The following is a 24,640-nucleotide window of genomic DNA, read 5'->3' as shown; positions in this document are numbered from 1 at the left end:
CCCCGAATAAGCGAGGCAACCCGATGTCTACCCATACCACGACCGAAGTTCTGGTCGGCGGCGCCGTACTGGCCTTTGCCGTCGCCTTTGGCGTCTATGCCAGCCAGTCCACCGGCCTGTCGCAGACCGGCACCGGCTATCAGCTCGGCGCATCCTTCCGGTCCCTCGAGGGGGTGACCGTCGGCACCGACGTCCGGCTGGCCGGGGTCAAGATCGGCACCGTCACCGGCGTCACCCTGAACCCGGAAAGCTACCGCGCGGACACGACCTTTTCCGTGGCCGACGGCATTCAGATCCCCGATGACAGCGCCGTGGTGATCTCGTCCGAGGGGCTGCTGGGCGGCAATTTCGTCGAAGTGATGCCGGGCGGCTCGCCCTTCTTCTTCGAAGCGGGCGACGAGGTCGAGGACACGCAAGGTGCGGTCAGCCTGATCTCGCTGCTGGTCAAATTCGTGGCCGGCGACGGGAGCAGCAGCGAGTGATCCGGGCCCTGTCATTGATCCTTGCCCTGACGGGCAGTGCCGCAATGGCGCAGGACACGGTGGACTCCGCTCCGGGCGCGATCCTGCGCGGGCTCGACAAGGTGAACGGGCAGACCGTCGATGTCGAGTTGCGCAGCGGCGATACGGCTTCGGTCTTTGGTCTGGATGTGGCGTTGGGCGATTGCCGCTATCCCGCTGACAACCCCACCGGTGACGCCTTTGCCTATCTCACCATCTGGGAACAGGGCCAGTCGCAGCAGCTGTTCGATGGCTGGATGATCGCCACGTCCCCGGCGCTCAACGCGCTGGATCACGCCCGTTACGATGTCTGGGTGATCCGCTGTATGACCCCCTGAGGGGTCTGGCTGAGCGACGCGGCGAAATCGGCGCCCTGCGCGATGGCCTCGGCCAGTTGCGCCTGATACCGCTCCCGCGGGATCTCGATCGCCCCCATCGAGGCCAGATGCGCGGTCAGGAACTGCGTATCGAACAGCCGGAACCCGGTCTGTTGCAGCCGGTCAACCAGATAGGCAAGTGCAATCTTCGAGGCATCGGCGCGGCGCGAGAACATGCTCTCGCCGAAAAACGCCGCACCCAGCACCACGCCATAGACCCCGCCGACCAACTCTTCGCCCTCCCAGACCTCCAGTGAATGGGCATCGCCACGCTGATGCAACGTCTTGTAAAGACGGCGAAGTTCGTCGTTGATCCAGGTCTCGGACCGGTCGGCGCAACCGTCCACCACGCCAAGGAAATCGCGGTCGATGGTGATGGTATAGCCGCCTCGGCGGATGCGGCGCGCCAGCGTGCGCGAGATGTGAAAGCCGTCCAGCGGGAAGACGCCGCGAAATTTCGGATCGACCCAGAACAGATCCGGGTCGTCCCGGTTCTCGGCCATCGGGAAGATGCCGATGGAATAGCCGTGCAACAGCAGATCCGGGGACAGGCTCATGACACCAAACCAGGGGCCGGGCACAAGGCCCGGCCAGTTTTCTTACTCGGCCATGTTCTCCGCAAGCCAGCGCTCCAGCCAGTGGATGTTGTAGTCGCCACTGTGGATGTCGGGCTCTTGCAGAAGGGCGTGAAACAGGGGCACGGTGGTGTCGATCCCGTCCACGATCAACTCACCCAGCGCACGGTTCAGACGCGCCAGCGCCTCGGACCGGTCGCGGCCCTGCACGATCAGCTTGCCGATGAGCGAATCGTAATAGGGCGGGATCGAGTAGCCATTGTAGAGCGCCGAATCCATCCGCACGCCCAGACCGCCGGGCGCGTGATAGGCCGAGATCTTGCCCGGGCAGGGGGCAAAGTTCGGCAGCCGCTCGGCATTGATCCGCACCTCGATGGCGTGGCCATTGATCCGCAGGTCGTCCTGACCGAACGACATCGACTCACCGGCGGCGACCAGGATCTGCTCGCGCACCAGATCGACGCCAAAGATGCCTTCGGTCACCGGGTGTTCCACCTGCAGGCGGGTGTTCATCTCGATGAAATAGAACTCACCGTTTTCATAGAGGAACTCGATGGTGCCCGCGCCGATATAGTTGATCTTGGCCACCGCGTCGGCGCAGACCTTGCCGATCTGGGCGCGCTCTTCGGGGCTGATGCAGGGGCCGGGCGCTTCTTCGAACACCTTCTGGTGGCGGCGCTGCAACGAGCAGTCGCGCTCACCCAGATGCACGGCGCCGCCCTTGCCGTCGCCAAAGACCTGAATCTCGATATGGCGGGGCGTGGTCAGGTATTTCTCGATATAGACCTCGTCATTGCCAAAGGCGGCCTTGCCCTCGGCCCGCGCGGTCATGAAGGCGCTTTCCATCTCGCCGGCGTTCTGGGCGACTTTCATGCCGCGCCCGCCGCCACCGGCGGTGGCCTTGATGATGACGGGATAGCCGATCTCGTCCCCGATCTTCCTGGCCGCCGCCAGATCCGGCACGCCGCCGTCCGAGCCCGGAACGCAAGGCACACCCAGTTCCTTCATCGTGTCCTTGGCAGTGATCTTGTCGCCCATGATGCGGATATGCTCGGCGGTGGGGCCGATGAAGGTGATGCCGTGATCTTCGACGATCTGCACGAAATCGGCGTTCTCGGACAGAAAGCCATAGCCGGGATGGATCGCCTGCGCGCCGGTGATCTCGCAGGCCGAGATGATGGCGGGCACCGACAGATAGCTCTGCGGGCTGGGGGCCGGGCCGATGCACACCGATTCGTCGGCCATGCGCACATGCATCGCGTCGCTGTCGGCGGTCGAATGCACGGCGACCGTGGCAATCCCCATCTCGCGCGCGGCGCGGATCACGCGCAGGGCGATCTCGCCTCGGTTGGCAATCAGGATCTTGTCGAACATGCGCCGATCCTTACTCGATGATGACCAGAGGGGTGCCGAACTCGACCGCGTCGCCGTCGCCCACGAGGACGCGCTTGACGGTGCCCGACTTGGGCGCGTGGATGTGGTTCATGGTCTTCATCGCCTCGACGATCAGCAGCGTGTCGCCCTCGGACACATTGGCGCCGACGGTGATGAACGCGGGGGCGCCCGGTTCGGGCTGCATGTAGACGGTACCCACCATGGGCGAGGTCACGGCGCCGGGGTGGCTGGCCGGATCTTCGGCCGGTGCGGCAGCGGGCGCCTCGGCGGGTGCGGCTGCGGGGGCTGCGGCCGGTGCTGCCACCGGGGCGGCGGCAGGAACCGCCACCTGTACCGGAGCGGCCACGGGCGCGGCGCGGCTGACGCGCACGTTCAGGCTGTCGTCGTCGCCATATTCGCGTTTCACCTGCAGCTCGGTCAGATCGTTCTCGCGCAGCAATTCGGCCAGAGCCTTGATGAACGCCACATCCGCTTCGTGTTTGCTGTCTGTCATGAGTGTCCTCGACGGTTCCCCTTTGGCCCGTCTGTCGCTGCGGGCTTTGGTAAATTACGCGGCGTTATACGCCAAGCGACCGGCCATGAAAAGCGCAGTCTCGCGTCGCCATATGGGGAAGGGCGCAGCCGATTACGAGGCCTCGGGCCTCAAAGCGGCATGCCCGAGAGCTTGGCCACCAGTTCCGGCAGTTTCCGCGCTCCGAACTTTTCCAGCAGCCGGGCGCGGTGCGCCTCGATGGTGCGATAGCTGAGGCCAAGCTCGGCACCGATCTCCTTGGCCGAGAAGCCGCGGCAGGACAGAATGGCCACGTCGCGTTCGCGCGGGGTCAGCTCGACCAGCGGGCGTTCCTCGGAGATGTCGGAAAAGCTCCAGATGCCATGGCGGAACGGATCGTCCGGGGTCAGCGAGCGCCCCCGTGCCCGGCACCAGAACAAATCGCCATTGCGCCTCCGCATGACCCGCTCGTCGGTGTAATACCCGGTCTCGCGCATGGCTTGCAGGCCGCGCGCGCCGATCCGTTCCCAATCGGCAACCGAGGGGTAGAGTTGCAACAGCGGCATGTTGCGATACTCTTCCTCCTCACCGCCGAACGTGCGCGCGAACTGCAGGTTGCAGCGCCGGATGATCCGGTTTTCAAGCTCGACAAGGCCGATGGGCGCGTATTCGAAGGCGGGATCGCTCATGCCCTCATGGTGCCGGGTATTTCTACGGAATTGAAGGGGGCTGTACCGGGAACATAGGGTTTCGCGGGCGGGTTGGGGCAACTGCGCGCCTGATGAGGGGGAGAGGCAATGAATATCGGTCTGTGGCTGGCCCGGCAGGCGCAATTGAACGGCGGCTCTCCGGCCCTGTTTCTGGGCCGCGAATTGGTGGCCGATTATGCCGCGTTTCATGGCCACGCCGCGCGGGTGGCGGGCTGGCTGATCGCGCAAGGTGTGAAGCCGGGCGACCGGGTGGCGATCTTCATGAAGAACTGCCCGGACTACCTGATTACCAAATACGCGATCTGGTATGCCGGGGCCGCAGCGGTTCCGATCAATGCCAAGCTGCACGGGCGCGAGGTGGCCTTTATTCTCGGCAATTCCGGCACCCGCATCACGTTCACCTCTCCGGGCCTGACGGCGGCGCTGCATGACGCCGGAGTGCAAGGGCAGGTGGTCGACATCACCGGTGCCGATTATGCGGCTGCCTTGGCGCATGACCCGGTTGCGGCACCCGTTCAGCGCGATCCCGGCGACTTGGCCTGGCTCTTCTACACCTCCGGTACGACCGGCAAACCCAAGGGCGTGATGATCACCCACCGGATGCTGATGGGCGTGTCACTGGCCTATGGCACGGATGTGGACCGGGTCTCACCCGAGGATACGATCCTCTACGCCGCACCGATGAGCCATGGGGCAGGGCTCTACAACATGGTCCATGTGCTGGCCGGCGCGCGCCATGTCTGCCCGGTCTCCGGCGGGTTCGACGAGGCCGAAATCTTCGCCCTCGCCCGCCGTTTCGGTAGGGTGCAGATGTTCGCCGCCCCGACCATGGTGAAGCGAATGACCGATGTGGCCAGGGCGACCGGCGAAACCGGCGAGGGGCTGCGCACCGTCGTCTATGCAGGCGGGCCGATGTACCTGGCCGATATCATCGAAGCGGTCGATCATTTTGGGTCAGTCTTCGTGCAGATCTACGGGCAGGGCGAATGCCCGATGGGGATCACCGCACTCTCGCGCCACGATGTGACGGACCGGACCCATTCCCGCTGGAAAGAACGGCTGGCCAGCGTCGGCCGCGCGCAGTCCCCTGTCGAGCTGCGCATCGGCGACGCGGACGGCAAACCTCTGCCCGAGGGCAGCCATGGCGAGATCATGGTACGCGGCGACGTGGTAATGCCCGGCTACTGGCAGAACCCCGAGGCCACTGCCAAAACCCTGAAGGACGGCTGGCTGATGACGGGCGATGTCGGTTTCATGGATGCCGACGGCTACGTGACCCTGCAGGACCGGTCCAAGGACCTGATCATCACCGGCGGCTCGAACGTCTATCCGCGCGAGGTCGAAGAGGTGCTACTGACACATCCCAACATTTCCGAGGCCTCCGTCGTCGGGCGCCCGCATCCGGAGTGGGGAGAGGAGGTCGTGGCCTTCATCGTTGGTGACGCGACGCCGGACGAACTGGACCAGCTCTGCATCGTAAACATCGCTCGGTTCAAAAGGCCCAAAGACTATGTCCGCTTGGACGAACTGCCCAAGAACAACTACGGCAAGGTCTTAAAGACCGAACTGCGCCGGATGCTGGGGCAGGGGCGGTGACACGCAAGCCGTCCATCGGCATGATCCCGTGCGCATTACTGCTATGAGATTGCGTTTTCGGCCCGGGTCCGGTAGGCCGAACACACTCTTTTGCTGTCGGGTAATCAGGGCACTCTTTTGATAAGATGACGCAGGACAACACATTTTTCCGAGGCAACGAAGACAAGATATTCTGGCAGAGCGCGGTCGTGGACCGCACCGCCCATGATATCGAAGAACTGTGGATTCCCAGGTTCAGGATCGACTCTGATACCCGGATTGCCACGTTCGGCACCGGGTTCTCGCAACATCTGGGACTGGCGCTCAGGGCGCGCGGTTTCAACTGGATCGATGCGGAACCGGCGCCTGCCGCGCTGAGCGATGCGTTCTGCCGCCGGTTCGGGTATCGCACGCAGTCCTGCCGGTTGGGCACGTTCAACACGATCTCGATGTTCAATCAATGGCTAAGCTGGGCCGATGGTAGCACCCGGCCCCCGGCCGAGATGTGGGAACACCAGGGGCGTTTCTATGACCCCTACCGCCCGTTGATCGAACCGGATGGCTTTGCCAGCCAAGAGGAGGGATTGCAGTCCCGGGCCGCCACTCTGCAGGCGTTTTCCGAGGTGATCACGACCGCCGAGGTGCTCATGCTGACGGTGTCCAGTATCGAGGCCTGGATATCGGGCCGGTACGGGTGGGAAGTTCCGCTCTATCCCGATGTCTTGCCGGGGTTTGGCAATGCTGCTGACTGCAATCTCAGGGCTTTTCACTTCGAGGGCTGCCGACGGCACATGGCTGATGTCACCGACAGGCTGCGCCAAATCAATCCGGGACTTCGGGTATTGCTGGCTCTGTCGCCCGAGCCGCTGCCCGTGACCGCGCGCCGGCGGAATGTGCTGACGGCAAACACCTATTCCAAGGCGGTTCTGCGGGCGGTGGCCAGCCAGATGGTGGAGAAGCGCGGTTTTGTCGATTACGTGCCGCTCTATGAACTGGTGAATCACCCGGGCGCGCGCGGCACTTTCTTCGAGCCCGATCTGCGCCGGGTCAGCCCGAGCGGGATGGAAATGGCGATAAACTACTTCTTCCGGGCGCTGCATCACGCCTACGGGGTCGACGTCGGCCCGCCAAGCCCGGTCTCGCACCGGGTTGCCTTTCAGGATCAGGAAGACACCCGGCGGGTTCTGGAGGCATGGCCATGAAAATCTGCATCATCGGGGATCACAGCGTGACCACGCTGTCCGGCGGGCGCGAGCTTGCCAAGCTGCCGAAGGATCGGGAATTCACCTTTCACGCGGTTCCCGACTGGTACGACCAACAGGCCGGGCTGTTCCGGCTGATCGCGACCGAAGAGGGGCTGGGCGGGCTGCCGCCGCTGGAAGGCGGGTATGGGCGGGTGCTCGATACCGAAGGCCACGACGTGTTCGTGATTTCCGGGGGAATGCCGACGCTGGCGGATTATGCCGAGGTCCTGGCCATGTCCGCATCGGAACAGTTCCGGCGGGCCGGATGTGACGATTTGTGGGAACATGCGGCGGCGCGTCACGTGTTGACGCAACTGCGGGCCCTGACAGAGGCGCCGGTGCTGGTGCAGAGCGGGTGCATGCCCGGGGCGCCGGATGACGTGGAACCGCAGCCTTTCGAGGCGGCGCAGGGGATCATTCAGGACCAGCTCGACGAATGGGGGGCCCTCTACGTGCCGATGGCGCCGGATCTGCTGGACGCAAGTGGGTTTACCCGCCCGGAATTCCTGCTGTCGACCCAGCCGCCCCGCCTCATCCCCAAGGGCGCGGCCATCGCGCTGGGGCATCTCGCCGAGGTGCTGGATCAGGCGCTGGTGCGCGACTGAGCCCGGGGCGCTCCCGACCGTTGAGACCCAGAAAAAAAGAGCCGGCCCAAGACACGGACCGGCCCTGCAGGTGGTCCGCACGGCAATCCGGCCGTGCGACGGGGAGTGTACTCAGATGGCCAGATATTCGGCCCGCAATTCCTCGTTCTCCAGCACTTCCGCAGCGGTGCCGTCGAACACGATGCCACCGGTGTCCAGGATGACCGCGCGATCAGCCAGTTCCAGCGCACGCACCGCGTTCTGTTCCACGATGATGGTGGTCATGCCCTGCTCCTTGATGTGGATGAGGGTCTTTTCGATCTCGTCCACGATCACCGGCGCCAGCCCCTCGTAAGGCTCATCCAGCAGTAGCACCTTGATGTCCCGCGCCAGCGCCCGGGCGATGGCCAGCATCTGCTGCTCGCCGCCGGACAGCGTCACACCCTCCTGCTTGCGCCGCTCGCCCAGCCGGGGAAACAGGTCATAGAGCCGCTCAAGCGACCAGCCGACGGGCGGTGCGATCTGGGCCAGTTGCAGGTTCTCCTCGACCGTCAGGCCCGGAATGATGCGGCGGTCCTCGGGCACCAGCCCCAGACCGGCGGTGGCGGCCTCGTGGCTGGCCATCTTGTGCAGCGGCTGGTGGTCCAGCCAGATCTCGCCATGGCGCACCTCGGGATCGCCCAGCCGCGCGATCGAGCGCAGGGTCGAGGTCTTGCCCGCCCCGTTGCGGCCCAGCAGCGCCAGGATCTCGCCCTCGTGCACGTTAAAGCCGATGCCCTGCACGATATAGCTTTCGCCGTAATAGGAATGCATGTCCCACACTGACAGAAAGGCAGGGGCAGTGGTGGCCACATTGGCGTTCTTGGAAAAGTCCGGTTTGACGTTCATCTGGTCTCCTCCTTATGCGCTTTCGCCCAGATAGGCCTCGCGGACCTTCGGGTTGCCGCGGATGTTCTGCGGGTCGTCCTCGACCAGCGGCGTGCCTTGCGCCAGCACGGTGATCCGGTCGGCCAGGCTGAACACCACATGCATGTCGTGTTCGATGATCGTGATGGTGATGTCCCGCTCTTCGTTGATCTGTTTGAGCAGGTCGATGGTGTTGTTGGTATCGGCCCGCGCCATGCCCGCTGTCGGTTCATCCAGCAACAGCAACCGAGGCTGCTGGCTGAGGCACATGCCGATCTCAAGCCGCCGCTTGTCGCCGCGTGACAGGGCGGCGGCGTGCATGTGGCGCTTGTCGGCCATGTTCATCTCTTCCAGCATCTGCTCGGCCTGCTCGACGATGCCCTTCTCATTCGAAACCGTCTCATAGGCATGCATGCGGAACGCCCCGTCGCGCTTGGCGAAGATCGGGATCAGCATGTTCTCCATCACCGTCAGATCGCCGAAAATTTCGGGCGTCTGGAACACGCGGGATATGCCCATCTGGTTGATTTCGAACGGCGCCCGGCCCAGCACCGACTGCCCGTCGAACATGACCGAGCCGCTGTCCGGGATCAGCTTGCCCACCAGACAGTTGAGCAGGGTGGACTTGCCCGCCCCATTGGGGCCGATGATGGCGTGGACGGTGTTTTCCTTGACGCTGAGGTTGACGTCGCTCAGCGCTTGCAGACCACCGAACCGCTTGCCCACGTCCTTGACTTCGAGAATACCCATCGGTCGCCCTCCTTATTCCGCAGGCTCGGTTTTGCCGGCGGTCTTGTCGTCAGCGCCGGACCGCTTGCCGCGCGCCCAGTTCAGCAGCCGCTGACCGCCTTCGACCAGACCGCCGGGTAGGAAGATCACCACCAGCATGAACAGGATGCCCAGCGTCAGATGCCAGCCCTTGCCGATGAAGGGATGCACGATAAAGACCATCGCGTCCTCCATTCCGTCGGGCAGGAAGCTGAACCAGCCATGCAGGACGTTGTCGTTGATCTTCGAAAAGATGTTCTCGAAATACTTGATGAAGCCCGCGCCCAGAACCGGACCGATCAGGGTGCCGGTGCCGCCCAGGATGGTCATCAGCACCACTTCTCCGCTTGCCGTCCACTGCATCCGTTCGGCCCCCGCCAGCGGGTCCATCGCCGCCATCAGGCCACCGGCCAGGCCGGCATACATGCCCGAGATTACAAAGGCCGCCAGCGTATAGGGCTTCGAGTTCAGCCCGGTATAGTTCATCCGCTGCTGGTTCGATTTCACCGCCCGCAGCATCATGCCGAAGGGCGAGCGAAAGATGCGGATCGCCAGATAGAACACCGCCATCATGATCACCGCGCACAGGTAGTAGCCTGCGTTGAAGTCGAAACTCCATGCGCCCACTTCCAGAGTATAGGTCGACCGCATGGGCAACCCGAACAAGTGCGGCAGGTCCGGGGAATTGGCGCCTTGCAGAATTTGCGGGTCATCCGCATAAACCTGCAGGCCGGTTTCCCCGTTGGTCAGGTTGAACTTGGGGTTCGACAGCACCGAATAGGCCAGCGCAAAGCTCATCTGCGCGAAGGCCAGAGTGAGGATCGAGAAGTAGATTCCCGACCGGCGCAGACTGACATATCCGATCAGCAGCGAGAACAGCCCGGCCACGACGACACTGAGCGCTATGGCCGGAATGACGTTGTAGCTGAGCAGCTTGAACATCCATACCGCCGAGTAGGACCCCACGCCCAGAAAGGCTGCGTGGCCGAAGGACAGGTAGCCGGTCAGGCCGAACAGGATGTTGAACCCGATGGCGAAGATGCCGAAGATCACGAACCGTTGCATCAGGTCCGGATATCCGGCGTTGAACTGCGCCATGGCGCTGCCCGCCGGGAACGGGTTAAGGATGAAGGGTGCCAGCAACGTCAGGATGGCGACGATGATCAGCAGGCTGGTATCTTTCTTGTTCAATCCCAACATGGGTTATTCCTCCATCACGCCTTTGCGGCCCATCAGACCCCGCGGGCGGGTCAGAAGAACGATGATGGCGACAAGGTAAATGATGATCTGGTTGATGCCGGGGATCGTGGTCGTGGCCCAGGTGGTCGAGGCAAAGCTCTCCAGAATGCCCAGCAGGAACCCGGCCAGAACCGCTCCGGGCAACGAGCCCATGCCGCCGACGACAACCACCACGAAGCTGAGAACCAGGAAATCCATGCCCATGTGATAGTTCGGCGGGTTGAGCGGCCCGTACATCACGCCGGCAAGGCCCGCCACGGCGGCGGCGATGCCGAACATGATGGTAAAGCGGCGGTCGATATTGATGCCCAGCAGGCCCACGGTCTCGCGATCCGCCATCCCGGCGCGCACCACCATGCCGAAGGTGGTGAATTGCAGGAAGGCGAAGATGCCTCCGATGATAACGGCGGAGAAGGCGAAATAGACCAGCCGCCAGATCGGGTAGATGATCGCGTTCGGGTCGAACCCGAACATGACACCGATATCCAGCGACCCGCGCAGCGCCTCGGGCGGCGGCGTCTGGATCGGGTTGGCGCCGAAGAAATACTTGATGACCTCTTGCAGCACGATGGCCAGGCCAAAGGTCACGAGGATCTGGTCGGCATGCGGCCGCTTGTAGAAATGCTTGATCAGCCCGCGCTCCATCACGTAGCCCACGGCCAGCATGATCGGGATCGCGAACAGCACCGCCAGCGGCACCGACCAGTCGATGATGGCCGCCCCCGCCTCGGGTCCGAACCAGCTTTCGACATAAGGCGTCTTCACCTTCAGCGGGTTGCCCAGAAAGTCGGTCTGGGTCTCGTCGACGGTCTCATAGCTCAGGTTCAGGATGCGTTGCAGCGTAACGGCGCAGAAGGCACCGATCATGAACAGCGCACCATGGGCAAAGTTCACGACACCGAGCGTGCCGAAGATCAGCGTCAGCCCCAGCGCGATCAGCGCATAGGCCGAGCCCTTGTCCAGCCCGTTCAGGATTTGCAGAAGGAAGGCGTCCATTGTCCCCACCTTGGAATTGATCAGTGTGGAAGTCGTGCGGTCCGGCCCCTGGGCCGGTCAGCCCGTAAGCGCGGGGACCGGCCGCGCGCGCGGCGCAGCCGGTCAGCGGCAAATCAGGCGCCCGGGTTGCACTGACCCAGATCGCCTCCCGAGAACATCGGGTGATCCGGCGCATAGGTCACCTGCTCGACCGGGGTCACTTCCACGATTTCCAGCGTGTCATAGGCGTTGGTCGGGCTTTCGTTGCCCTTCACGACCAGAACGTCCTTGAAGCACTGGTGATCCTCGGCGCGATACAGCGTCGGGCCGTTGCCCAGACCGTCGAACTCGAACCCTTCCAGTGCTTCGACCACACCGCAGGGATTGAAGGTTCCGGCGCGCTCGCAGGCATCGGCATAGAGCAGCACCTGCGCATAGCAGGTCTGCGCCGAGTTCGACGGCGGCTTGCCGTATTTCTCGCCGAACGACTTCACGAACGCTTTTGAGCCTTCGTCCTGCAACTGCCAGTTCCAGTTCATCGAGCCCAGAACGCCCTTGATGTTCTCACCCGCACCCGCGGCCATCAGCTCGGAATAGAGCGGAACCACGATGGCAAAGTCCTTGCCGTTCGCCTGCTTGTCGAGCAGCCCGAACTGAATGGCGTTGGTCAGCGAGTTGACCATGTTGCCGCCATAGTGGTTCAGAACCAGCACGTCCGCGCCCGAGTTCAGAACCGGCGCGATATAGGACGAGAAGTCGGTCGAGGCGAGCGGGGTCTTGACGGTGTTGACCGTTTCCCAGCCCAAAGCCTCGGTCGAGGCGACGATCGACTCTTCCTGGGTCCAGCCCCAGTTGTAGTCGGCGGTCAGGTGATAGGCGCGGCGCTCCTTGCCATAGGCATTCGCAAGCACCGGTGCCAGCGCGGCGCCGGACATGTAGGCGTTGAAGAAATGGCGGAAGCCGTTGGCCTTCTTGTCCTTGCCCGTCGTGTCGTTGGCATGGGTCAGGCCGGCCATGAAGATCACGCCCGCCTCCTGGCACAGACCCTGAACCGCAACCGCCACGCCCGAGGACGAGCCGCCGTTGATCATGATCGCCCCGTCTTTCTCGATCATCGACTTGGCCGATGCACGGGCGGCGTCCGATTTGGTCTGGGTGTCGCCGGTGACGAACTCGACCTTCTTGCCCAGGATGCCGTTCCCCTTCAACGCCTTCGAGGTGAAGGTGTTCAGGCAGCCGCCATCGCCTTCACCGTTCAGGTGCTCGACGGCCAGTTGCTGCGCCAGCAACTCGTCATTGCCCTCGTCGGCATAGGGGCCGGTCTGCGGCACGTTGAAGCCAAGGGTGACCGAGCCTCCGGTCGGTTCGTTGGTGTAGGCGGCTGCGGACGAGGCGGTGAAGATCGTCGGCAGGGCGACACCGGCCCCGGCAACGGCACCGGTTTTCAGCACGCCGCGACGCGTGACGGATGTGTTGGACATTCATTCCTCCCAATTTCCCTGAATGCGCCCGTTGGCTCCTCTTCCGCCGGGCGCGGGCACTATATGTGCAAAGCAACTATGGGCGAGGGATCGAAAACTCTGCAATAAACCCTTTTAAACGCAAGATTATTCTGTAAATAAGTGTACAAACATAGGCGGAAGTTTGTAAAAATCCTTATGTCGCGGCGCAGAAAGCCGTTGAAATCGTGCCGAAAACGAAAAAGGACAGGCCATGGCCCGGGACACACTGACAGGCAGCCGCATCCGCGAAAGGCGACTGATTGCGGGGCTGCGTCAGGCCGATCTGGCACGCAAAGTGGGAATTTCCGCGTCCTACCTCAACCTCATCGAGCATAACCGGCGCAGAATCGGCGGCAAATTGCTGGTCGATATCGCCGCGATGCTCGAGGTCGAACCCTCGATGCTGACCGAAGGCGCCGAGGCCGCGCTGATCGCCGCCCTGCGCGAGGCGGCGGCGGATGCGGCGAACCTGTCGGCCGAGACCGACCGCGTCGACGAGTTCGCCGGACGCTTTCCCGGCTGGGCCGGGGTGCTGGCGCAGATGCACCGCCGCGTGGGCTCGCTCGAGCGGATGGTGGAAACCCTCTCGGACCGGCTGACCCATGACCCGCATCTGGCCGCCTCGCTGCACGAGGTACTGTCGACCGCTGCCGCCATCCGTTCGACCGCCGCCATCCTCGCCGAGCCCGGCGAGTTGGAGCCCGAGTGGCGCGACCGCTTCCATCGCAACCTCAATCAGGACGCCGAGCGGCTGGCCGACAGTTCCAAGGCGCTTGTGGGTTATCTGGACGAAAGCGAGACCTCGGACGACACCCGCGGCGTGCCGTTGGAAGAGGTCGAGGCCTTTCTCGCCGCCCGCAACCATCATTTCCCCGAGATCGAGGCGGGCCGGGATGGAGCCAAGGTCTCGCTGGACGATCTGGGCTCGGGGGCCGCGCGGGCGATCGGGCGCGAAATGCTCGAGGTCTATGCCGCCGATGCCCGCGCTTTGCCGCTCAAGGCGTTTCGCACAGCACTCGATGAGCTGGGGCTGGAGCCGCTGGCACTGGCGCAACGCTTCCGCACGGACATGCCCACCGTACTGCGCCGGCTGGCCTGCCTGCCCGAAGGGGCGCTGGCGCGCGAGGCGGGGTTGGTGATCTGCGACGCCTCGGGCAGCATCCTGTTCCGCAAGCAGGTCTCGGGCTTTGCCCTGCCGCGCCACGGTGAATCCTGCCCGCTCTGGCCGCTCTTCACCGCGCTCAACCGCCCGCTGGTGCCGATCCGGCGGCGGGTGTCGCAGATGGGCCGCACGGCGGCCGAGTTCGAATGTTACGCCATCGCCTGGCCACAGGGGATGCCTGCGCTCGACCGCGATCCGGTCTACCGCTCGGTCATGCTGATCCTGCCGGTGGACAGCGCCGAACACGGGCAGGCCGAGGTGCAGCCCGTCGGCAGCAGCTGCCGGGTCTGCCCGCGCCGCGACTGCGGGGCACGGCGCGAGCCGTCGATCCTGAGCGAAGGGTTTTGACAGTTCCGTGACAGCGGGTCTAAGCTGAGCCGCATGACGGGCGGACCGGGGCCGCCGGTTCCCGGGGGGAGGAAGGGCAAGGATGAGCCGTAAGGTTCTGCTGATCGAGGATGAACCCAACATCACCGAGGCGATACGGTTTCTGCTGACCCGTGAGGGCTGGCAGGTGGAAACCCATGCCGAGGGCACCGATGCGGTGGACGTGATCCGCGCCACGCAGCCCGATCTGGTCATTCTCGACGTGATGCTGCCGGGTAAGAGCGGCATGGACATCCTGCGCGACCTGCGCGAGCGCGACGAGATGCGCGACCTGCCGGTGCTGATGCTGACCGCGCGCGGCCAGTCGCGCGACCGCGACATGGCCGAAAAGGCGGGCGTGAGCCGGTTCATGACCAAGCCGTTCTCAAACACCGAGGTCCTGACGGCGGTGCGCGACCTGCACGCCCAGGCCTCGCGGACATGAGCGCCGGCCCGGATACCGAGCCCGACCGGGCGGTGGCGCCACCGCCGGTCTTTCTTGAACGCCAAAGCTACCGCCGACGTCGTCTGTCGGACGCGGCCCGCCTGCTGCCGATCCTCGGCGCCGGGCTGTTCGCGGTGCCGCTGCTGTGGCCGTCCGAACCGGAAGAGGCGGGCGCGGTGTCGATGTCCTCGGCCATCGTCTACATCTTCTGTATCTGGGCGCTTCTGATCCTGGCCAGCGCCGGTTTCGGACTGGCCGCCCGCGCCCATGGCGGGTCCGACGCGCAAGGGCCGGAGCGCGACTGATGGCGACGCTGAACGTGCTGATCCTGGTCTGTCTGGGCTATGTCGTCCTGCTGTTCGGCGTGGCCTTCGCCGCCGACCGGCTGGCCGCCACCGGGCGCAGCACATGGCTGCGCTCGCCCCTCGTCTACACCCTGTCGCTGTCGATCTACTGCACCGCCTGGACCTTCTATGGCGCCGTCGGCTACGCGGCGCGGTCGGGGCTGGAATTCGTCACCATCTATCTCGGCCCCACGCTGGTCATGATCGGCTGGTGGTGGGGGCTGCGCAAGCTGGTGCGCGTCGGGCGCAGCCAGCGGGTGACCTCGATTGCCGACCTGATCTCATCCCGCTACGGCAAGTCCAACACGCTGGCGATCTGCGTCACCATCCTCGCGGTGCTGGGCGTCACGCCCTATATCGCGCTGCAATTGCAGTCGATCACGCTGTCCTTCAGCATCTTTGCCGAGGCCGACCCCTCGGGCATCTATAACGAGGGCGCCAGCGTATTCTGGGTGGCCGCCGGGTTGGCGGTCTTCGCGATCTTGTTCGGCACCCGCAATCTGGACGCCAACGAACGCCACCACGGGGTGGTGACGGCGGTGGCCATCGAGGCGGTGGTCAAGCTGCTGGCGCTGCTCGCCGTCGGCATCTTCGTGGTCTGGGGCATCGCCGGCGGCATCGGCCCGACCATGGCGCGCATCGACGCCTCTGAGATCGGCACCTGGGGCGTGGACCGGGGCCGCTGGGCCGCGATCACCTTCCTGTCGGCGGCTGCCTTCGTCTGCCTGCCGCGGATGTTCCAGGTGATGGTAGTCGAGAACGATGACGAACGTCACCTGCGCGCCGCTGCCTGGGCCTTTCCGCTCTATCTGCTGCTGATGAGCCTCTTCGTTGTGCCCATCGCCGTGGTGGGGCTGGATCTGATGCCCGAGGGCACCAACCCGGACCTCTTCGTGCTGACCATCCCGCTGGCGCAGGGGCAGGAGGGGCTGGCGATGCTCTCCTTTCTCGGAGGGTTCTCCTCGGCCACATCCATGGTCATCGTTGCGGCGATGGCGCTGTCGACCATGGTGTCGAACCATATCGTGATGCCGATCTGGCTCAGCTCCCAAGGCGGCGGAGTGTCGGTGTCGGGCGACGTGCGCGACATCGTCCTGTTCTCGCGCCGGGTATCTATCGCGGTGATCATGGCGTTGGGTTACTTCTACTACCGGCTGTCCGGCGGCGGCGCGGCGCTGGCCTCGATCGGCCTGATCGCCTTTGCCGGGATCGCCCAGATCCTTCCCGCGCTGGTCGGCGGCCTGTTCTGGCGCGGTGCCACCCGGATCGGCGCGCTGGCCGGGCTGACGGTTGGGTTCGCGCTCTGGGTCTACACCCTGCTGCTGCCCGGCATGGGCGGATCGTTCCTGTCCGAGGCGGTAATGACACATGGCCCGCTGGGCTTTGGTTGGCTGCGCCCGCAGGCGCTCTTTGGCATCGACGGCATCGACCCGATGGTGCATTCGGTGATGTGGTCGCTGTCGCTGAATACCGCGGCCTTCTGCATCGGCTCGCTCGCTAGCTTCCCCAGCCCGCTGGAACGGCTGCAAGGCGCGCAATTCGTCAACGTCTTCGACCATTCCGCCGGTCCGCGCGGCTGGACCGGTTCGGTGGCCCAAAGCGAAGACCTGATGATCATGTCGCAGCGTATCCTCGGTGCCCGTGAGGCGCAGGAGTTCTTTCATGCCGAGGCCGAGCGGCAAGGCGGGCGTGGCTACCTGCCCGAACCGACCCCGACCTTTCTGGAACGGCTGGAACGCGAGCTCAGCGGCTCGGTGGGCGCGGCCACGGCGCATGCGATGATCGGTCAGATCGTCGGAGGTTCGTCGGTCTCGGTCGAGGATCTGCTCGCCGTGGCAGACGAATCCGCGCAACTGCTGGAATATTCCGGCCAGCTCGAAGAGAAATCCTCGGAACTCAGCCGCACCGCCCGCAAGCTGCGCGAGGCCAATGAGAAGCTGACCCAGATCTCGCTGCAAAAGGACGCCTTCCTGAGCCAGGTCAGCCATGAGCTGCGCACGCCCATGACCTCGATCCGGGCATTCTCGGAAATCCTGCGCGACACCGAGGGGCTGCAGCCCGAGGAACAGACCCGCTATGCCGCGATCATCCATGACGAGGCGCTGCGGCTGACCCGCCTGCTGGACGATCTGCTGGACCTGAGCGTACTGGAAAACGGTCAGGTCAACCTGAACATGGGCGACGGCAGCCTGCGCGAGGTTCTCGACCGCGCGATCTCGGCGGCGCTGACCGGCTCGGACCGGCCTCTGCGGGTGCGTCGGCACCGGGGATCCGAGCGGATCCCGCTGCACACCGATCTGGACCGGCTGGGGCAGGTCTTCATCAACCTGATCGCCAATGCGCAGAAATACTGCGACGCGGCCGAACCGTCGCTGACCATCTCGGTACATGATGTGGGCGGGCAGGTGGTGGTCGATTTCATCGACAATGGCAGCGGCATTCCGGCGGACGCCCAGTCGATGATCTTCGAGAAATTCGCCCGTGTCGGCTCCGACAAGGCTGGCGGCGCCGGGCTGGGGCTGGCGATCTGCCGCGAGATCATGCAGCGGCTGGGCGGTGAGGTCAGCTATCTGGCGGGGCAAGAGGGCGGAGCGTTTCGCGTCAGCCTGCCGCTGGCCTACAAACAGGCCGCGCAATGAGGACGGCGTAAAGACAATCGTAACCGTCGCTGCGCTAGACCTGAGGGCAAAGGAATGCCCAGGCGGCAGGTCAACGGGTGATGCAGACAGAAGCGGAAACACAATCGGCCCTGGCGCGCAAACTGGCGCTGGCGCAGGACGATTCGGGCAGCAAGCCGCGCTCGATCCTGCGGGCGCTGCGGCTCGGGCTGGCGCGGGTGGCCGACGACACGCTGGATCTGGCGATGTCGGTGATCGGTGCCACCCAGATGCGCCGCACGCAGGACGAACTGCCCGGCACGCTGGCCGAGGATCGCCTGTATCTGGTCTTTGCCGCGTCCGACGATCAGCTCGGTGCGGCTTGTGTGGATCTGGCCTGCGTCTCCTCCGTCATCCAGCAGCAGACGATGGGTCAGGTGCTGCCCGGCGCAGTGGCCGAGCGGCCCTATACCGGTACCGACGCCGCCATGATTGCCCCGGTGATTGAGGCGGCGCTGAGCCGCGCGCAGGATCTGGCCGAGGCTCCGGCGGATCGCGCCTGCCTGACCGGGTACGAATTCTGCTCGCGCATCGAGGATCTGCGCAGCCTGTTGCTGACGCTTGAGGCCGACGTTTATCGCGTCTTCGACCTCACGCTCGAGATCGCGGGTGGAACGCGGCAGGGGGCCATCACTCTGGTCCTGCCCGACCGGCCCGAGCCGGAGGAGGAGGATGCCAAGGATACCGCGCTGTCATTGGGGCGCAGGCTGGATCAGGCCGCCGGTGTGATGCGGGCGGATCTGACGGCGGTGATCAGCCGCGTGCAACTGCCTCTGTCGGTTTTCGCGGCGATGAAGCCTGGGGACCTGCTGCCATTGATCGGAGACCAGCTGGACCGGACCGAGCTGATTGCCATCGACGGTCAGAAACTCTCGACCTGCCGCCTCGGGCAATGCCGCGGCATGCGGGCGGTTCGTCTGAACGAAAAACTGCCCGAGCCGCAAGTGCCGCAGACGGTCGAGGCCGAGTTTACCGAACATCAGGCATCGCCTGCCGGGAACAAGCCGGGCCCGGCGCTGTCGGACCCGCACGTGATCGACCACAGCGACATCCCGCAGGTGCAGACCGCGCCGGAGCCGACAACGGACCGGCCCGCTCAACTCGAGCCCGATATCGAAGGGGCGCTGGCCGCGTGGAGCCCGGATCAGGCCGCAGCAGAGATCACCGAACTGGCCGGTTTGTCAGGGTCGGAGGAGTAGGGAGCCGGGCCGCTTTGCGTGCGAGAGAGGGAATGGCAGCGTCACGCGGCCTTTTCGGCGGCATCGTCACCGCCGGGCAAAACGCCTCGGCTCCTGCGTCAGCGGCTCTTGCTGCAAAGCTGTTCGAGGGCCGGGCGCAGCCCGTCCAGCTGATACCCGGCAGCGCTGGTCTTGCCGAGGATCTCGTCGGGGCTCATCTCCTCACACTGCCCCAGTGCCCAGACCACCGAACAACGGGTGCCCGAGGCGCAATAAGCGAGCACCGGACCATCGGCGCAGTCGGCGAGTTCCACCTGCCGCGCCACGTTCTCGGGCGTCATGGTCTGGTGGGTCAGTTCCAGCACTTCATACTCCATCCCGGCAGCACGGACCGCGTCGCCGATCGCGTCGGATTGCTGCGACGGGGGCACCTCGACATTGGGCCGGTTGCAGATGACCTTGACGAACCCGGCGGCGGCGATAGCGGGCACATCCTCGACCGAGATCTGTGGCGAGACGGCGTAGCGGGGCGTGATCGGACGAATCTCCATGCCAATTCCTTATGCCGCGCTCGCCAGCCTGTCCAGTTTGCCGCCGATCCCGGGCGCCAGCGCCATACCGGCCATCATCGACACCAGAAAGATCACGCCGCCCAGCCCGCCATAGGATAGCGACGCCATGGCCGGCCCCGGGCACAGCCCCGCCAGCCCCCAGCCCATGCCAAAGAGGACCGAACCCGTGATCAGGCGGTGATCCAGCTCGGGGCGGGACGGCGCGGGAAAGGCACCTCCGGTCAGGGGCTTGCGCGCCGCCGTCAACCTCCATGCCACGGCCATGGGAAGGATCGCGCCCGCCATCACAAAGGCCAGCGTCGGGTCCCAGTTGCCGAACACATCCAGCCAGCCCTGAACCTTGGTGGTGTCGGTCATGCCGGACAGAAACAGCCCCGCACCGAACAGCGCCCCCGCGACCAATGCCAGAAGAAACCGCATCAGATCACCCCCAGAACATGGCGGAACAGCACCAGTGTCAGGCCGCCCGCCAGGATGTAGAACACGGTTGCCACGATCCCGCGCAGCGACAGCCGCGAGATGCCGCAGACCCCGTGCCCCGAGGTGCAGCCATTGGCGATCCTCGTGCCAACCCCAACCAGCAGCCCCGCGGCGATCACCACCGCATAATCATCGGTCAGATGCGTGGCGATGTCCGGGCGAAACAAGACAGACAGCACCAGCGGCGTTGCCACGAGGCCCAGAATGAACATCGCGCGCTCGCCCGCCGAGCCCCGGCCCGTGCCATCCACCAGCCCGCCCAGAATGCCGCTGGCCCCCATGATCCGCCCGTTGCCCAGCAGATAGACCGCGCCGCCCAGCCCGATCAGCAACCCGCCGACCAGACCCCAGATCCAGTCCATATCCATGATACCGTCTTCCTTCCTGTTCGCGCCTTTGCCGCCCGGTCAGAGCTTGTTGACCGGCAGTTTGAGAAAGACGTCCCCCTGTTCGTCCTCGGGCGGCATCTGCCCGGCCCGCATGTTGACCTGCAGCGACGGCAGGATCAGCCGGGGCATCGCCAGCGTGGCATCGCGGGCATCACGCATCTGCACGAACTCCTCGATGCTGCGGCCCTGCCCGATATGGATGTTGAGCGCCTTCTGCTCGCCCACCGTGGTCTCCCACGCATATTCATCGCGGCCCGGGGCCTTGTAGTCATGGCCAACGAAAATTCGCGTCTCGTCCGGCAGCGACAGAATCTTCTGGATCGAATCGTAAAGCATCGCCGACGAACCGCCCGGAAAGTCGCAGCGCGCCGTGCCGAAATCGGGCATGAAAAGCGTATCGCCCACAAAGGCCGCATCCCCGATCACATAGGTCAGACACGCGGGCGTATGCCCCGGCGTGTGCAGCACATCGCCCCGCATTTGGCCCACAAAGAAACTGTCACCCTGCCGGAAGAGCTGGTCGAACTGGCTGCCGTCCCGCTGAAACTCGGTGCCCTCGTTGAAGACCTTGCCGAACGTATCCTGAACCACGGTGATATTGGCGCCGATACCGATCTTGCCGCCCAGCTTCTCCTGCAGATAAGGCGCCGCCGAAAGGTGATCCGCATGCACATGGCTTTCCAGGATCCACTCGGTCTTTAGCTCCTCCGACCGGATATACTCGACGATGGCGTCGGCCGACGTCGTGTTGGTCCGCCCCGAGGCGTGATCGAAATCGAGAACGCTGTCGATGATCGCGCAGGCATGGCCGTCGGGCTCACGAACCACATAGGACACCGTAAAGGTGTTCTCGTCGAAAAGGGCTTTCACAAAGGGCGTCATCTCGGTCTCCGCATGGTTTCCTGAATCATATAGTGAAACGCGAATGTGAGGCAAGGTTTCGGCGGGCTTTCGCCTGCCGAAGGACCAGTTGATCTGAATCAGAGCGCACGCGGTAAGGTTGTGGCAATACTAGGAGTCTGCAAGGCCCGGATTGCGCGGTGTCCGGCCCGTCTTGCAGAGCCCACTGGCCACGGTTTTGCACGGCTGTTACGTTGGGCTGCTATTGCTCGCACGCCATGGGGAGGGATGCGATGACGACTCGGGACTTGTTTCAGGAAGCGGAACGGTTGGAACGCAAGCTGGCCGGGGCCAGCCTCGACAAGCGGCTGGAGATTCAGCCCGCGCTGAGCGTTGTGGTCCGAAAGCTGCGCGCACAGGGGGCCACGGTGCCCGCACATCTGCGGCGCCTGGATTCGACGTTGTGCGACGAGGCGATCGAGGCGCGGTTCGACAACATGCCGGTCTGACCGGCAGGGTCACCCCAGCGAAATACCGACGATCACCATCATCAGGCCGATCACCGACACAAACAGCGCGGCGAGGTTCCACGGAAGCACCGCCTGAACCGCGGCGCGCAACGCGTCGTCGCTCAGGTTAGCCCGGCGTGCCCTGACCAAGCGCAGGATGCACCAGACCAGACCCGCAAGGCCAATCAGCGACAGGGCGGCCCCGCCCCAGATGATGGTTTCGAACATGGCACTCCCGCTCTTGCCGTTCCGGTCGGTCTGCGGTTAGCGGATCGCTGCCCGGCGTGCAAGCGGTGGCCGATTTACGCCATTGCCCGCTTGCGGCTGGGCCGCCGCCGATGTATCCCGCCCTCTGCCAGATTTCGAGACAGAGAGAGTTGCAGATGGACGACATGACCGAAACCCAAGCCGCCGACAGTTACCGTGTGACCGCAGGTGAGTTGCGTCAGTTCATCGAGCGTTTCGAGCGTCTGGAAGCCGAGAAAAAGGACATCGCGGACCAGCAGAAGGAAGTCATGGCCGAAGCCAAGGCACGCGGCTACGACACCAAGGTCATGCGCAAGGTGATCGCGCTGCGCAAACGCGACAAGGACGACATCGCCGAGGAAGAGGCGGTGCTGGAAATGTACAAGGAAGCGCTGGGCATGTGACTTTCGTCCGGGTGTGCCCTCAGGCGGACCCGGGCCGAAACGGCAGGGTGTCAAGGGGCGATGAATGTCACATCGGACATCGCCTCGATGGCGTCGATATCCGCGTTGTAAAGCTCGCTATAGACGTCGACGGCATCCTCATCCCAACCGGGCAATTCCAGCTCTTCCTCATCAGCGCCATCGATGGCGTATTTGTCCAGAAAGCTTAAGGTAACATCGCTGATCTGATGGTCGGTCAGCCCTGGATTGCGGGCCAGATAGTCCCGCAGCCGCACGATCCCCGCGCGGGACATCAGCCCCCAAAGCAGCGCCTGCTCTCCGTTCAGCGGGCCTTCATAGCCCGGCCCAGCCAGTGCGCGCAGGATCCGCCCCCAGATCAGCGGCGTATCCTCGTTACACCAGACCGTGAGTTTCACCCCCGGGGCCATCAGCCGAATCTGCCGGATCATGTTGGACCAGGTCAACTCGCCCGGATCGACCGCACCCATGATTTCGGCGCGCCGGTTATCCGGTATGGACAGCAGCACCTTGGGAATGAAACTGGCCGGATTGCGGATGGCCATGAACATCTCGATCTGGTTGCCGCGAAAGATCTCGCAAAGCTGCGCCATGCGCGGCGCGGCCAGGGGGTAGAATTGCCCCCCAAGGATCGCCGACCAGTGGGTTCCGAAGAAGTGCTCGCTGGACAGCACCACGCGCTCGGCCACCTCGTCATCGAGAATGGCGTCGATCAGTATCTCTGCGGCATCCGGCGCGGGCGGTGCAGTCTCCAGTGCGGCAAAGGTCTCCTTGAACAATCTGCGATAGCGGCTGGGTCCCGGCACCGAAATACCCTGCCTGCCGAATGCCTCCTTGTTGCCCACAAGGCTTTTGAACAGCCGCCCTTCGTCGGAAAAATGGGCTCCGGTATGGAAAACCAGCTGCATCGTACCTTCTGTCACCCCAAAACCGGCAAATCGGGATCGGGTTACAGCCTCGCATCCCGGCAGTCAAACCCGCACGCCGATGGTCCGCTCCGCCAGCACTAACCGAGCCTCAGGATTTCCGGATCCAAGGCCGATTTGTGGCTTGCAGTCGCGTGGCTGAAACAGTAATCCAAAGCCCGGCGCCCCTATAGCTCAGCTGGTAGAGCAACTGATTTGTAATCAGTAGGTCCGCGGTTCGAGTCCGTGTGGGGGCACCACTTCTCTACAGAACTCCCTTTATTTCCTTGATTATGTGCCACTTCAGTGCTCTCCACGACACACTTGAAGACACACATCAGGGGCACACGGATGGCTCTCACCACAAAAATCAAACACATCGACAAACGACCAAACGGAGTGCTTCGCTTCAGAAGACGATTTCCTAAAGATGTCGCGGAAGTGCTTGGAGAGAGTTTTCTTCAGGTGCACATCCGCAACCGCGAGGGTCTGGCTTTCTACAGAGAATATCAAGCCATCGTGCGAGACTTTGATCGCATCGTTTCTGGAACCCGATCAACGATGACTGGCAATGACAAGCGGTCACCTATTGAGAAATGGCACGATGCATTGATGAAAGCCGAAGGTCTCCTCGAAGAGACAACCGGGCTGGAGGGTGACCCAACGTGTGCGCGTGAGTTGTTGGTGGAGGGCTTGGTCCAGCGCACCGGCACCGACTCTTTGCTGCTGAAGGCCTTAGCAAACCCAGAGGCTGAACAACCAAAGATGACCTTGCAGGACGCCAAGGCTATGTATGCCAAGGACAAGCACCTGCCTAAGAACGAGATTGTCCGCCTCGAACGTATTACAAGACGCTTAGAGGAAGCCCTAGGGTCACTCGAAAAAGTGCAGCTTGATGGGCTGCGCCGAGACCACGGTCGGCGCTACATGGACCTTATGCTTGGGACGACTAAGTCTGATGGCAAGCCTCTTTCCATTGCCACGTGCACTAAAGAAAGCAAGATCGTCGCTGCCATGGTCAATCATGCTTTGCGCGAAAGTGATCTCCAAGCTGACGTTAGCAACCCCTTCATTGGTCTGCCGTGGCCAAAGGATACAGCCACAAAAGTAGAGAAGAAGCTTCCCTTGCCAGATGATCTAGTTGAGCTGACCTTCCCCCCGATTTTCGGGCCATTGCGAACTGGAATTTTCCACCTTTGAATGGACTAAGGAGGAAGACCCATGAAGCGGAAGCGTTTCACCGAAGAACAGATCATCAGCGTGTTGAAGGAGAGCGAATCTGGTG

The 24,640-nt window shown here is 63.8% G+C and carries 28 protein-coding genes and 1 tRNA gene; 14 read left to right on the top strand and 15 right to left on the bottom strand.

Translation table 11 applies throughout. The annotated features are described in order from the left end of the window. Positions 1–23: 23 nt before the first annotated feature. Positions 24–482 (top strand): outer membrane lipid asymmetry maintenance protein MlaD, encoded by a 459-nt coding sequence (gene mlaD / locus AB3N21_RS11490; protein WP_171179883.1) that lies wholly within the window; start codon positions 24–26, stop codon positions 480–482. Then, a complete protein-coding gene (locus AB3N21_RS11485) occupies positions 479–838 on the top strand; it encodes a DUF2155 domain-containing protein (protein ID WP_367935356.1) in 360 nt (119 codons plus the stop codon). The genes mlaD and AB3N21_RS11485 overlap by 4 nt, the downstream gene beginning before the upstream one ends. On the opposite strand, the gene aat is transcribed toward AB3N21_RS11485, so the two are convergent. The 4 genes from aat to AB3N21_RS11465 all read right to left on the bottom strand — a co-directional run bounded on the left by aat (position 802) and on the right by AB3N21_RS11465 (position 4,026). Beyond that, positions 802–1,434 carry a leucyl/phenylalanyl-tRNA--protein transferase gene (gene aat, locus AB3N21_RS11480; protein ID WP_367935355.1) on the bottom strand — a complete coding sequence of 211 codons (633 nt, stop codon included), beginning with the start codon at positions 1,432–1,434 and terminating at the stop codon, positions 802–804. The genes AB3N21_RS11485 and aat overlap by 37 nt on opposite strands. 42 nt (positions 1,435–1,476) lie before the next feature. Next, entirely contained in the window at positions 1,477–2,826 is a 1,350-nt protein-coding gene (accC, locus tag AB3N21_RS11475) for an acetyl-CoA carboxylase biotin carboxylase subunit (RefSeq protein ID WP_367935354.1), read from the bottom strand. A gap of 10 nt (positions 2,827–2,836) precedes the next feature. Further along, positions 2,837–3,340, bottom strand: a complete 504-nt coding sequence (accB, locus tag AB3N21_RS11470; protein WP_171179888.1) for an acetyl-CoA carboxylase biotin carboxyl carrier protein — start codon at positions 3,338–3,340, stop codon at positions 2,837–2,839. Between the two features lie 149 nt (positions 3,341–3,489). Continuing rightward, on the bottom strand, positions 3,490–4,026 hold the full coding sequence (locus AB3N21_RS11465) for a LuxR C-terminal-related transcriptional regulator (RefSeq protein WP_171179890.1): 537 nt from the start codon (positions 4,024–4,026) through the stop codon (positions 3,490–3,492). A gap of 108 nt (positions 4,027–4,134) precedes the next feature. Between AB3N21_RS11465 and AB3N21_RS11460 the strand changes: the two genes are divergently transcribed. The 3 genes from AB3N21_RS11460 (at position 4,135) to AB3N21_RS11450 (ending at position 7,471) form a co-directional block, all read left to right on the top strand. Next, on the top strand, positions 4,135–5,643 hold the full coding sequence (locus tag AB3N21_RS11460; RefSeq protein WP_367935353.1) for a class I adenylate-forming enzyme family protein: 1,509 nt from the start codon (positions 4,135–4,137) through the stop codon (positions 5,641–5,643). 125 nt (positions 5,644–5,768) lie between these two features. Beyond that, complete coding sequence (locus tag AB3N21_RS11455) at positions 5,769–6,824, top strand: GSCFA domain-containing protein (protein WP_367935352.1); 1,056 nt, start codon at positions 5,769–5,771, stop codon at positions 6,822–6,824. Then, positions 6,821–7,471 (top strand): hypothetical protein, encoded by a 651-nt coding sequence (locus tag AB3N21_RS11450; RefSeq protein ID WP_367935351.1) that lies wholly within the window; start codon positions 6,821–6,823, stop codon positions 7,469–7,471. The genes AB3N21_RS11455 and AB3N21_RS11450 overlap by 4 nt, the downstream gene beginning before the upstream one ends. Before the next feature lie 111 nt (positions 7,472–7,582). Here the strand turns inward: AB3N21_RS11450 and AB3N21_RS11445 are convergent, their stop codons facing one another. From AB3N21_RS11445 to AB3N21_RS11425, 5 genes are all read right to left on the bottom strand, one after another. Further along, positions 7,583–8,338: an ABC transporter ATP-binding protein gene (locus tag AB3N21_RS11445; protein WP_171179898.1), complete on the bottom strand. Its 756-nt coding sequence runs from the start codon at positions 8,336–8,338 to the stop codon at positions 7,583–7,585. Between the two features lie 12 nt (positions 8,339–8,350). Beyond that, positions 8,351–9,106, bottom strand: coding sequence for an ABC transporter ATP-binding protein (locus AB3N21_RS11440; RefSeq protein WP_367935350.1), 756 nt, complete (start codon positions 9,104–9,106; stop codon positions 8,351–8,353). Between the two features lie 12 nt (positions 9,107–9,118). Next, entirely contained in the window at positions 9,119–10,324 is a 1,206-nt protein-coding gene (locus tag AB3N21_RS11435) for a branched-chain amino acid ABC transporter permease (protein ID WP_367935349.1), read from the bottom strand. A gap of 3 nt (positions 10,325–10,327) precedes the next feature. After that, complete coding sequence (locus AB3N21_RS11430) at positions 10,328–11,359, bottom strand: branched-chain amino acid ABC transporter permease (RefSeq protein ID WP_171179904.1); 1,032 nt, start codon at positions 11,357–11,359, stop codon at positions 10,328–10,330. A 113-nt stretch (positions 11,360–11,472) separates the two neighbouring features. After that, on the bottom strand, positions 11,473–12,819 hold the full coding sequence (locus tag AB3N21_RS11425) for a substrate-binding protein (protein WP_367935348.1): 1,347 nt from the start codon (positions 12,817–12,819) through the stop codon (positions 11,473–11,475). A gap of 232 nt (positions 12,820–13,051) precedes the next feature. Here AB3N21_RS11425 and AB3N21_RS11420 point away from each other — a divergent pair, with 232 nt between their 5' ends. From AB3N21_RS11420 to AB3N21_RS11400, 5 genes are all read left to right on the top strand, one after another. Continuing rightward, positions 13,052–14,350 (top strand): short-chain fatty acyl-CoA regulator family protein, encoded by a 1,299-nt coding sequence (locus tag AB3N21_RS11420; protein WP_367935347.1) that lies wholly within the window; start codon positions 13,052–13,054, stop codon positions 14,348–14,350. 82 nt (positions 14,351–14,432) lie between these two features. Further along, positions 14,433–14,813, top strand: coding sequence for a response regulator transcription factor (locus tag AB3N21_RS11415; RefSeq protein ID WP_367935346.1), 381 nt, complete (start codon positions 14,433–14,435; stop codon positions 14,811–14,813). Beyond that, positions 14,810–15,118, top strand: a complete 309-nt coding sequence (locus AB3N21_RS11410) for a hypothetical protein (RefSeq protein ID WP_367935345.1) — start codon at positions 14,810–14,812, stop codon at positions 15,116–15,118. Before AB3N21_RS11415 ends, AB3N21_RS11410 begins: the two co-directional genes overlap by 4 nt. After that, positions 15,118–17,796 carry an ATP-binding protein gene (locus AB3N21_RS11405; RefSeq protein ID WP_367935344.1) on the top strand — a complete coding sequence of 893 codons (2,679 nt, stop codon included), beginning with the start codon at positions 15,118–15,120 and terminating at the stop codon, positions 17,794–17,796. Before AB3N21_RS11410 ends, AB3N21_RS11405 begins: the two co-directional genes overlap by 1 nt. Positions 17,797–17,876: 80 nt before the next feature. Next, positions 17,877–19,013, top strand: a complete 1,137-nt coding sequence (locus tag AB3N21_RS11400; protein ID WP_367935343.1) for a FliM/FliN family flagellar motor C-terminal domain-containing protein — start codon at positions 17,877–17,879, stop codon at positions 19,011–19,013. 98 nt (positions 19,014–19,111) lie between these two features. Here the strand turns inward: AB3N21_RS11400 and AB3N21_RS11395 are convergent, their stop codons facing one another. The 4 genes from AB3N21_RS11395 to AB3N21_RS11380 are packed head-to-tail and all read right to left on the bottom strand — an operon-like array spanning position 19,112 to position 21,315. Continuing rightward, positions 19,112–19,543: a TIGR01244 family sulfur transferase gene (locus AB3N21_RS11395; protein WP_367935342.1), complete on the bottom strand. Its 432-nt coding sequence runs from the start codon at positions 19,541–19,543 to the stop codon at positions 19,112–19,114. Positions 19,544–19,552: 9 nt separating this feature from the next. After that, complete coding sequence (locus AB3N21_RS11390) at positions 19,553–19,984, bottom strand: DUF6691 family protein (protein ID WP_367935341.1); 432 nt, start codon at positions 19,982–19,984, stop codon at positions 19,553–19,555. Beyond that, positions 19,984–20,412 carry a YeeE/YedE family protein gene (locus tag AB3N21_RS11385; protein WP_367935340.1) on the bottom strand — a complete coding sequence of 143 codons (429 nt, stop codon included), beginning with the start codon at positions 20,410–20,412 and terminating at the stop codon, positions 19,984–19,986. The genes AB3N21_RS11390 and AB3N21_RS11385 overlap by 1 nt, the downstream gene beginning before the upstream one ends. Before the next feature lie 39 nt (positions 20,413–20,451). Then, positions 20,452–21,315: an MBL fold metallo-hydrolase gene (locus tag AB3N21_RS11380; RefSeq protein ID WP_367935339.1), complete on the bottom strand. Its 864-nt coding sequence runs from the start codon at positions 21,313–21,315 to the stop codon at positions 20,452–20,454. Positions 21,316–21,566: 251 nt separating this feature from the next. Here AB3N21_RS11380 and AB3N21_RS11375 point away from each other — a divergent pair, with 251 nt between their 5' ends. Continuing rightward, complete coding sequence (locus AB3N21_RS11375) at positions 21,567–21,782, top strand: hypothetical protein (RefSeq protein ID WP_171179925.1); 216 nt, start codon at positions 21,567–21,569, stop codon at positions 21,780–21,782. Positions 21,783–21,791: 9 nt separating this feature from the next. Here AB3N21_RS11375 and AB3N21_RS11370 read toward each other — a convergent pair whose 3' ends face one another. Then, positions 21,792–22,010, bottom strand: coding sequence for a hypothetical protein (locus tag AB3N21_RS11370; protein ID WP_367935338.1), 219 nt, complete (start codon positions 22,008–22,010; stop codon positions 21,792–21,794). A 155-nt stretch (positions 22,011–22,165) separates the two neighbouring features. Between AB3N21_RS11370 and AB3N21_RS11365 the strand changes: the two genes are divergently transcribed. Beyond that, on the top strand, positions 22,166–22,432 hold the full coding sequence (locus tag AB3N21_RS11365) for a DUF2312 domain-containing protein (RefSeq protein WP_367935337.1): 267 nt from the start codon (positions 22,166–22,168) through the stop codon (positions 22,430–22,432). A gap of 50 nt (positions 22,433–22,482) precedes the next feature. On the opposite strand, the gene AB3N21_RS11360 is transcribed toward AB3N21_RS11365, so the two are convergent. Beyond that, positions 22,483–23,358, bottom strand: coding sequence for a hypothetical protein (locus tag AB3N21_RS11360; protein ID WP_367935336.1), 876 nt, complete (start codon positions 23,356–23,358; stop codon positions 22,483–22,485). A gap of 181 nt (positions 23,359–23,539) precedes the next feature. Here AB3N21_RS11360 and AB3N21_RS11355 point away from each other — a divergent pair. Further along, positions 23,540–23,615 (top strand) — tRNA-Thr (locus tag AB3N21_RS11355). Between the two features lie 91 nt (positions 23,616–23,706). After that, positions 23,707–24,555, top strand: coding sequence for a hypothetical protein (locus AB3N21_RS11350; RefSeq protein ID WP_367935335.1), 849 nt, complete (start codon positions 23,707–23,709; stop codon positions 24,553–24,555). Positions 24,556–24,640 lie beyond the last annotated feature (85 nt).

Source organism: Ruegeria sp. (genome assembly GCF_040830605.1).
GTDB lineage: Bacteria > Pseudomonadota > Alphaproteobacteria > Rhodobacterales > Rhodobacteraceae > Ruegeria.
Note: the sequence above shows the minus strand (reverse complement) of the source record. Positions and strands in the feature narration are given on the sequence as shown.

Bases quoted from the DNA above. Each gene is read 5' to 3' on its own strand.
- mlaD (WP_171179883.1), top strand. From the start codon at position 24: ATGTCTACCCATACCACGACCGAAGTTCTGGTCGGCGGCGCCGTACTG.
- aat (WP_367935355.1), bottom strand. From the start codon at position 1,434: ATGAGCCTGTCCCCGGATCTGCTGTTGCACGGCTATTCCATCGGCATC.
- accC (WP_367935354.1), bottom strand. From the start codon at position 2,826: ATGTTCGACAAGATCCTGATTGCCAACCGAGGCGAGATCGCCCTGCGC.
- accB (WP_171179888.1), bottom strand. From the start codon at position 3,340: ATGACAGACAGCAAACACGAAGCGGATGTGGCGTTCATCAAGGCTCTG.
- AB3N21_RS11465 (WP_171179890.1), bottom strand. From the start codon at position 4,026: ATGAGCGATCCCGCCTTCGAATACGCGCCCATCGGCCTTGTCGAGCTT.
- AB3N21_RS11460 (WP_367935353.1), top strand. From the start codon at position 4,135: ATGAATATCGGTCTGTGGCTGGCCCGGCAGGCGCAATTGAACGGCGGC.
- AB3N21_RS11455 (WP_367935352.1), top strand. From the start codon at position 5,769: ATGACGCAGGACAACACATTTTTCCGAGGCAACGAAGACAAGATATTC.
- AB3N21_RS11450 (WP_367935351.1), top strand. From the start codon at position 6,821: ATGAAAATCTGCATCATCGGGGATCACAGCGTGACCACGCTGTCCGGC.
- AB3N21_RS11445 (WP_171179898.1), bottom strand. From the start codon at position 8,338: ATGAACGTCAAACCGGACTTTTCCAAGAACGCCAATGTGGCCACCACT.
- AB3N21_RS11440 (WP_367935350.1), bottom strand. From the start codon at position 9,106: ATGGGTATTCTCGAAGTCAAGGACGTGGGCAAGCGGTTCGGTGGTCTG.
- AB3N21_RS11435 (WP_367935349.1), bottom strand. From the start codon at position 10,324: ATGTTGGGATTGAACAAGAAAGATACCAGCCTGCTGATCATCGTCGCC.
- AB3N21_RS11430 (WP_171179904.1), bottom strand. From the start codon at position 11,359: ATGGACGCCTTCCTTCTGCAAATCCTGAACGGGCTGGACAAGGGCTCG.
- AB3N21_RS11425 (WP_367935348.1), bottom strand. From the start codon at position 12,819: ATGTCCAACACATCCGTCACGCGTCGCGGCGTGCTGAAAACCGGTGCC.
- AB3N21_RS11420 (WP_367935347.1), top strand. From the start codon at position 13,052: ATGGCCCGGGACACACTGACAGGCAGCCGCATCCGCGAAAGGCGACTG.
- AB3N21_RS11415 (WP_367935346.1), top strand. From the start codon at position 14,433: ATGAGCCGTAAGGTTCTGCTGATCGAGGATGAACCCAACATCACCGAG.
- AB3N21_RS11410 (WP_367935345.1), top strand. From the start codon at position 14,810: ATGAGCGCCGGCCCGGATACCGAGCCCGACCGGGCGGTGGCGCCACCG.
- AB3N21_RS11405 (WP_367935344.1), top strand. From the start codon at position 15,118: ATGGCGACGCTGAACGTGCTGATCCTGGTCTGTCTGGGCTATGTCGTC.
- AB3N21_RS11400 (WP_367935343.1), top strand. From the start codon at position 17,877: ATGCAGACAGAAGCGGAAACACAATCGGCCCTGGCGCGCAAACTGGCG.
- AB3N21_RS11395 (WP_367935342.1), bottom strand. From the start codon at position 19,543: ATGGAGATTCGTCCGATCACGCCCCGCTACGCCGTCTCGCCACAGATC.
- AB3N21_RS11390 (WP_367935341.1), bottom strand. From the start codon at position 19,984: ATGCGGTTTCTTCTGGCATTGGTCGCGGGGGCGCTGTTCGGTGCGGGG.
- AB3N21_RS11385 (WP_367935340.1), bottom strand. From the start codon at position 20,412: ATGGATATGGACTGGATCTGGGGTCTGGTCGGCGGGTTGCTGATCGGG.
- AB3N21_RS11380 (WP_367935339.1), bottom strand. From the start codon at position 21,315: ATGACGCCCTTTGTGAAAGCCCTTTTCGACGAGAACACCTTTACGGTG.
- AB3N21_RS11375 (WP_171179925.1), top strand. From the start codon at position 21,567: ATGACGACTCGGGACTTGTTTCAGGAAGCGGAACGGTTGGAACGCAAG.
- AB3N21_RS11370 (WP_367935338.1), bottom strand. From the start codon at position 22,010: ATGTTCGAAACCATCATCTGGGGCGGGGCCGCCCTGTCGCTGATTGGC.
- AB3N21_RS11365 (WP_367935337.1), top strand. From the start codon at position 22,166: ATGGACGACATGACCGAAACCCAAGCCGCCGACAGTTACCGTGTGACC.
- AB3N21_RS11360 (WP_367935336.1), bottom strand. From the start codon at position 23,358: ATGCAGCTGGTTTTCCATACCGGAGCCCATTTTTCCGACGAAGGGCGG.
- AB3N21_RS11350 (WP_367935335.1), top strand. From the start codon at position 23,707: ATGGCTCTCACCACAAAAATCAAACACATCGACAAACGACCAAACGGA.